9 protein-coding genes are annotated in these 6,058 nt (G+C 38.1%); all 9 read left to right on the top strand.

Annotated elements, in window-relative coordinates:
• On the top strand, nucleotides 1-334 hold a 334-nt coding region (locus V7Z64_RS11170; protein ID WP_297992247.1), incomplete at its 5' end, for a carbohydrate ABC transporter permease.
• Between the two features lie 56 nt (nucleotides 335-390).
• The gene (locus V7Z64_RS11165) at nucleotides 391-1,146 is read left to right on the top strand and encodes a carbohydrate ABC transporter permease (protein ID WP_297992249.1); all 756 of its coding nucleotides are present in this window, start codon (nucleotides 391-393) and stop codon (nucleotides 1,144-1,146) included.
• Between the two features lie 19 nt (nucleotides 1,147-1,165).
• Nucleotides 1,166-2,497 (top strand): ABC transporter substrate-binding protein, encoded by a 1,332-nt coding sequence (locus V7Z64_RS11160; RefSeq protein WP_297992243.1) that lies wholly within the window; start codon nucleotides 1,166-1,168, stop codon nucleotides 2,495-2,497.
• 51 nt (nucleotides 2,498-2,548) lie between these two features.
• A complete protein-coding gene (locus V7Z64_RS11155) occupies nucleotides 2,549-3,265 on the top strand; it encodes a glycerophosphodiester phosphodiesterase (RefSeq protein ID WP_297992241.1) in 717 nt (238 codons plus the stop codon).
• A gap of 7 nt (nucleotides 3,266-3,272) precedes the next feature.
• Nucleotides 3,273-3,584 carry a DMT family transporter gene (locus tag V7Z64_RS11150; RefSeq protein ID WP_297992238.1) on the top strand — a complete coding sequence of 104 codons (312 nt, stop codon included), beginning with the start codon at nucleotides 3,273-3,275 and terminating at the stop codon, nucleotides 3,582-3,584.
• 23 nt (nucleotides 3,585-3,607) lie between these two features.
• On the top strand, nucleotides 3,608-3,925 hold the full coding sequence (locus tag V7Z64_RS11145; RefSeq protein ID WP_003397450.1) for a YbjQ family protein: 318 nt from the start codon (nucleotides 3,608-3,610) through the stop codon (nucleotides 3,923-3,925).
• A gap of 182 nt (nucleotides 3,926-4,107) precedes the next feature.
• Nucleotides 4,108-4,386 carry an autorepressor SdpR family transcription factor gene (locus tag V7Z64_RS11140; RefSeq protein ID WP_003397448.1) on the top strand — a complete coding sequence of 93 codons (279 nt, stop codon included), beginning with the start codon at nucleotides 4,108-4,110 and terminating at the stop codon, nucleotides 4,384-4,386.
• Nucleotides 4,383-5,009: an SdpI family protein gene (locus V7Z64_RS11135; RefSeq protein ID WP_297992234.1), complete on the top strand. Its 627-nt coding sequence runs from the start codon at nucleotides 4,383-4,385 to the stop codon at nucleotides 5,007-5,009. The genes V7Z64_RS11140 and V7Z64_RS11135 overlap by 4 nt, the downstream gene beginning before the upstream one ends.
• Nucleotides 5,006-5,773 (top strand): YhfC family intramembrane metalloprotease, encoded by a 768-nt coding sequence (locus V7Z64_RS11130; protein WP_297992232.1) that lies wholly within the window; start codon nucleotides 5,006-5,008, stop codon nucleotides 5,771-5,773. The genes V7Z64_RS11135 and V7Z64_RS11130 overlap by 4 nt, the downstream gene beginning before the upstream one ends.
• Nucleotides 5,774-6,058 lie beyond the last annotated feature (285 nt).

Genomic DNA, 6,058 nt, shown 5'->3' with positions numbered 1-6,058 from the left:
TGATTCTACATTGTATGAGAGTGCAGAAATGATAGGGATGAGTCGTCTGTATCAACTATGGCGAATTACTTTGCCGCTGTTGTCCCCCACTTTGTTTTTCGTTATAACTGTTTCGCTCATTCACGCTTTTCAAACGTTCGGACAAATTGACATATTGACGAAAGGGGGACCAATGAACACAACGACAGTTCTTGTATACTCTATCTACCGCGAAGCATTCGTTAATTACAACTTCGGATTTGCAAGTGCCCAGGCGATTATTTTGTTTTTCATCGTTTTAATTGTGACTGTTGTACAATTTACTTTTGCTGAAAGGAAGGTGCATTATCAGTGAGCCTTCTAATTAAAAAAATTAGTCTATATGCAATATTAGTTATTTGTACCATCATCATGATGTTTCCAATTGTATATGCATTTTTAATTAGTTTTTTAAGCGGTGCGGAGTTATTACAGGGAAAATGGTGGCCAACAACTTGGTCAATTAAAAATTATGTTATAGCTTTTGAAAAAGTTCCTCTTGGTCGTTATTTATGGAACAGCTTTGTTGTCTCTTTCATCGTTATGGTTGGGCAGCTAGTTGTCTCTAGTTTGGCAGCATTTGCATTTGTATTTCTTCGTTTCCCTGGGAGAGATCTTTTGTTTTTCCTAACCATTTTAACAATGCTCATTCCTTGGGAAGCGACGGTTATTCCAAATTATTTGACCGTCCAATCTTTTGGATGGACAAATAACTATCTTGGTTTGACAATTCCTTTTTTTGCATCAGCATTCGGTATTTTTTTACTCCGTCAACACTTTAAGACGATTCCGTTTGAATTGTATGAATCAGCACAAGTGTCAGGAATGAAACATTTTCGCTTTTTTTGGTATGTTGTTTTACCGCTGTCGAAGACGAGTTTAGCGACTTTAGGAGTTTACAGCTTCTTAACGACATGGAACATGTACTTATGGCCACTTCTTGTGACGAATGATGAGAGTGTGCGTACCGTTCAAATTGGTTTAAAGCAAATGCAAACTCAAGAAATGGCTACTGAATGGGGGGTGGTGATGGCTGCAGTTATTATAATCATTTTACCAACGTTAATTTTAATATTTATCGGACAAAAGCAACTACAAAAAGGTTTAATGCAAGGAGCAATCAAATAATGAATAGGGGGAAAACATAGTGAAAAAGTGGATATCTACTTTGCTTATTGCATCAACTTTAGTTGGATGTAACAGCGGAAGTGACGAAACGGTATCAAAAACAAATGATCAAAAAAGTGAAGAACAACAAGTCCGAAAAACAGAAGTTGTATTTTGGCATGCGATGAGTGGGGACTTGGAAAAGGCATTAAACGAAATAGTTGCTGATTTCAATGCCTCACAATCAACAATTGAAGTAAAGCCTGTATTTCAAGGGACGTATGAAGAAGCGTTAACCAAGTTCAATGCGGTAGCAGGAACAAAAGACTCCCCGACTTTAATGCAAACATTTGAGATCGGAACAAAATATATGATTGAAAGCGGAAAAATCGAGCCTGTTCAAAAGTTTATTGATGAAGAAGGATATGACGTATCACAATGGGAAAAAAACATTGTAAACTACTATACAGTAAATGGAACGATTTATTCTATGCCATTTAACTCGTCGACTCCAGTACTCATTTACAATAAAGATGCGTTTAAAGAGGTAGGTTTAGATCCTGAAAAACCACCAATGACATATAGTGAGTTGAAAGCGGCCGCAAAACAGTTAACGAAAGACGGCAAATACGGATTTTCGATTTTAAATTACGGTTGGTTTTTTGAACAGATGCTAGCTGTTCAAGGTGGCCTTTATGTGAATGAGGAAAACGGTCGAAAAGGTGAAGCGACAGAAGTAGCTTTTAATGGAAAGGAAGGGCTACGTGTATTTGAATTAATCTATGATATGTATAACGAGGGTACTTTTTATAATGTAGGTCAAAATTGGGACGACATGCGTGCAGCGTTTCAATCAGGGAAAATGGCTATGTATCTAGATTCATCAGCTGGGGTGCGGACGATTGTGGATAGTGCACCGTTTCAAGTAGGAGTGTCCTATTTACCGATTCCAGACGACGTAGAGCGGCAAGGTGTCATTATAGGAGGAGCTTCATTGTGGTTGATGAAAGATGTAGACGAGGAGAAGAAAAAAGCAGCATGGGAGTTCATGAAATATGTGACAACACCAGAGGTGCAAGCGAAGTGGCATGTGAATACGGGTTATTTTGCGGTTAATCCATCTGCATATGATTTACCAATTGTGAAAGAGCAGTGGGAGAAATATCCTCAGTTGATGGTAACGGTAAATCAATTAAAGGAAACAAAAGCAACACCAGCTACTCAAGGGGCATTAATTTCTATCTTTCCACAAGCTCGCCAAAAAATTGTAAGTGCAATGGAAAGTCTATACCAAGGTGTTGACCCAAAAGAAGCACTTGAACGAGCGGCAAATGAAATTAACCGGGAGCTAGAAATGGCGAAAAAAAGATAAGAGGGGTGCCCATCGAGGGCATCCTTTCATCATGTGAGAGGTGAGGTTGTCATGTACATTTATGCGCATCGAGGATTCAGCGGTGAATATCCTGAAAATACAATGATCGCTTTTCAACAGGCGTATGATTTAGGTGTAGATGGCATAGAGCTAGATGTGCAAATGACGAAAGATGGGGAGTTAGTAGTCATTCATGATGAGCGCATTGAACGAACGACTGATGGAATTGGTTATGTAAAAGACTTTTCTTATCGTCAACTTTGTCGTTTTGACGCAGGAAGCTGGTTTCATCCACGTTTTGCAGGAGAACGCATTCCAGCATTGACAGACGTTTTAGATTGGCTAGCTAATCAAAAGAGATCAATTGTTTTGAATATTGAGTTAAAAAATGGTATAATTCAATATGATGGGATGGAAGAAAAGTTACTCACGTTGCTGGATTCATATCGTTCATGGGTTCATCGTGTTATTATTTCATCTTTTTCTATTCAGAGTCTATACAAGATGCGGCAACTCGCGAAAGACATCAACCTTGCCCTGTTAGTGGAAGGAACTGAGCAAAACATATTAGATGTCGCTCGGTCGTTAAACGTAACAGAAGTTCACGTCGATTGGACATTTTTTATTTCAGCAGAAGGGGAGAAAGTAAGGCAAGAGATAGATACTTGTGTATACACAATTAACGAGGTATCATTGCTTAACAAGCTGATCGGAAGTGGCGTGAAAGCAGTTATGACTGATTTCCCTGATCGTATGATTAGGAGATGAAAGGGACATGTATTGGTTGTATTTGTCGATTGCAATTGTATTTGAAGTTTTAGGGACGACTGCAATGAAATGGTCGAATGGTCTCACCAATGTGTGGGCAACAGTAACGATGATAATTAGTTATGGGATTAGCTTTACGGCACTTGCTGTAGCTTTGAGAGGAATTGATGTATCAGTTGCTTATGCCATTTGGTCAGGGTTAGGCATTTTATTCATCTCACTCGTTGGATTTTTCTTGTTTCAGGAAATAATGAGTGCCAAAAAAGTGATGGGGATTATTTTTATTCTTTTCGGAGTTATCCTATTAAAAACAAGTTGAATAAACATGGGAGGTCATTTTATATGATCGTTACAACAACAAATAGCATTGAAGGAAAGCAAATTGAGCAATACCTCGGTTTAGTGTCTGGTGAGGTGATTTTAGGGGCTAACGTCGTACGCGATTTTTTAGCGAGCATTACAGACATTATCGGTGGGCGAAGTGGAACGTATGAAAGCAAGTTAGCAGAAGGACGTGAAATGGCTGTGCAAGAAATGGTGAAAAAAGCGCGCAATATGGGAGCAAATGCAGTAATTGGTGTCGATCTTGACTTTGAAACGTTGCGCGATGGCATGATGATGTGCATTGCGACAGGTACAGCGGTGAAAGTGAAGGAATAGAGAAGGAGGAGAAGAAGCTGAATCGGCTTCTTCTCTTTTGATTTATGAGAGAGTTTCATTTGTTTTATTGACTTACGTATAAGAATGGGATATGATGTAATTAGAAATTTATCTAAATATCTATTTTTTGGATTATATTTAGACATTTATCTAAATATCTAAAGGAAAGTAGGTGAAAAAGGATGTCGTTTAACGAAGCGTTTAAAGCGATCGCTGATCCAAACCGAAGAAAAATTCTTTCTTTATTGAAAAAAGGGGATTTAACAGCAGGGGAAATTGCTGAGCACTTTGACATGCAAAAGCCGAGTGTTTCCCATCACTTAAAAATATTAAAACAAGCCGATTTAGTGGAAGATCGTCGTGTGGGACAACATATTTATTATTCATTAAATACAACGGTGTTCCAAGATTTAATGAGTTGGTTTTACGATATATTACAAAAAGAAGGTGATGAATCATGAAAAAGCACTTATTTATTATCATTCTCATTGTGTGTAGCTACGTATTGAGCTTATTAGCCATTCCATATTTACCGAATGAAGTGGCGATTCATTGGAATGCTGCAGGGGAACCAGATGATTTTATGAATAAATGGTGGGGGGCGCTTTTATTTCCGCTTTTTTTAACCGGCATTACTTTTTTGCTTATTTATTTGCCGAAGTTTGATCCACGAAAAGAAAACTACAAGAAATTTGAAAACGTATATCACATTTTTTTACATGTGTTTGTCATCTTTTTCGTTATTCTACATGTGGTGACGCTCGCATATAATGTCGGGTTTTCTGTGCAAGTTGATATTGTTGTGCCTATCGGGGTGGGTGTTTTATTTATTGTCCTTGGCAATTACATGCCAAAAATCAAACCAAACTATTTTATCGGCATTCGCACTCCTTGGACGTTAGACAATGAAGCGGTTTGGCAAAAAACGCATCGTGTCGGAGGAAAAGTGTTTGTTATGATGGGTGTGTTGGTCATGCTAACGGTATTTGTAGAAAGTGTGTGGCGTTTTGTTCTTCTCTTAATTATCGTGTTTGGTGGTACGATTTACTTGTTTATTCAGTCGTATATCTTTTCTCGTCAATGAAAGGAGAGATCAGTTTGGTTGGAATGTCTGTTCAATTGTTTCTTTCTATATTTGTTCCTTTAGCATTCGTCATATATGGAAGGAAAAAAAGCTGGCTTTCTTGGAAAGCGTTTGGTGTCGGTTTGCTTATTTTTGTTTTATTTTCACAAGTGCTAGAGAAAGTTGTGCATATGCTTGTCGTTGATCCGAGCGGTACTTCGTTAAAAGGGATAAATAACGCTTGGGCATTTGTTGCTTACGGGGCTTTAACAGCTGGAGTATTTGAAGAGATGGGAAGATATGTCGGATTTCGTTTTATGTTAAAAAACAATCGAACGTATGGAGATGGGCTATCGTTCGGTTTAGGGCATGGGGGAATGGAAGCTGTGCTCATTGGAGGGGTTAGTGCCATAAATATGATGGTCATTTCTCATCTCGTGCAAACAGGTCAGTTTGAGCAAATTGCTTCCTCTCTTCCTGCTACACAAGTGGAGATGCTCAAAACAATGTTAAATCAGCCAGATTGGATGTATGTATTAGGGGGGATCGAACGAACATTTGCGATTGCGATCCATGTTGCGCTTTCTCTTCTTGTTTTGTACGGAGTTCGAAAAGGACAATTTCGTTATATTATATATGCCATTTTAGCGCATGCGTTCATTGATGTTGCTCCTGCGTTATATCAAGTGAAAATCATTTCGAATGTTTGGGTGATCGAAACAATCTTTGTTTTCTTCGCAATCGCTTCACTCGTTTTCATTCGACGTATAGCAGAAAAATTTTAAAAACATATTGCATCGAAACGCGTTTCATACCTTATGCTCGTGTCAAAGGCATAAGGGAGGGAATTTTATGGGTATATTGTATATTTTTATTTTATGTGCTGTTGAGTTAATCGGAGCGCAGTTCGCCATAGAAGCAGCCACGAAAGGAAAATAAATTGGTAACAAACATCTCCCTCACTTATTAAAGAGGGAGATGTTTTATTATGGTGATACATAAGTAATTATTTTCAAAGAAGAATAGGAATAAAAAATGTTACATCATTGTTGCTTTTCTGTGAATAAAGT

This window comes from Anoxybacillus sp. (assembly GCF_036834105.1).
In the GTDB taxonomy this organism is placed as follows: Bacteria; Bacillota; Bacilli; order Bacillales; family Anoxybacillaceae; genus Anoxybacillus.
The sequence above is the reverse complement of the archived record's forward strand: the minus strand, read 5'-3'. Positions and strand labels throughout refer to the sequence as shown.

Bases quoted from the DNA above. Each gene is read 5' to 3' on its own strand.
- V7Z64_RS11165 (WP_297992249.1), top strand. From the start codon at position 391: ATGATGTTTCCAATTGTATATGCATTTTTAATTAGTTTTTTAAGCGGT.
- V7Z64_RS11155 (WP_297992241.1), top strand. From the start codon at position 2,549: ATGTACATTTATGCGCATCGAGGATTCAGCGGTGAATATCCTGAAAAT.
- V7Z64_RS11150 (WP_297992238.1), top strand. From the start codon at position 3,273: ATGTATTGGTTGTATTTGTCGATTGCAATTGTATTTGAAGTTTTAGGG.
- V7Z64_RS11145 (WP_003397450.1), top strand. From the start codon at position 3,608: ATGATCGTTACAACAACAAATAGCATTGAAGGAAAGCAAATTGAGCAA.
- V7Z64_RS11140 (WP_003397448.1), top strand. From the start codon at position 4,108: ATGTCGTTTAACGAAGCGTTTAAAGCGATCGCTGATCCAAACCGAAGA.
- V7Z64_RS11135 (WP_297992234.1), top strand. From the start codon at position 4,383: ATGAAAAAGCACTTATTTATTATCATTCTCATTGTGTGTAGCTACGTA.
- V7Z64_RS11130 (WP_297992232.1), top strand. From the start codon at position 5,006: ATGAAAGGAGAGATCAGTTTGGTTGGAATGTCTGTTCAATTGTTTCTT.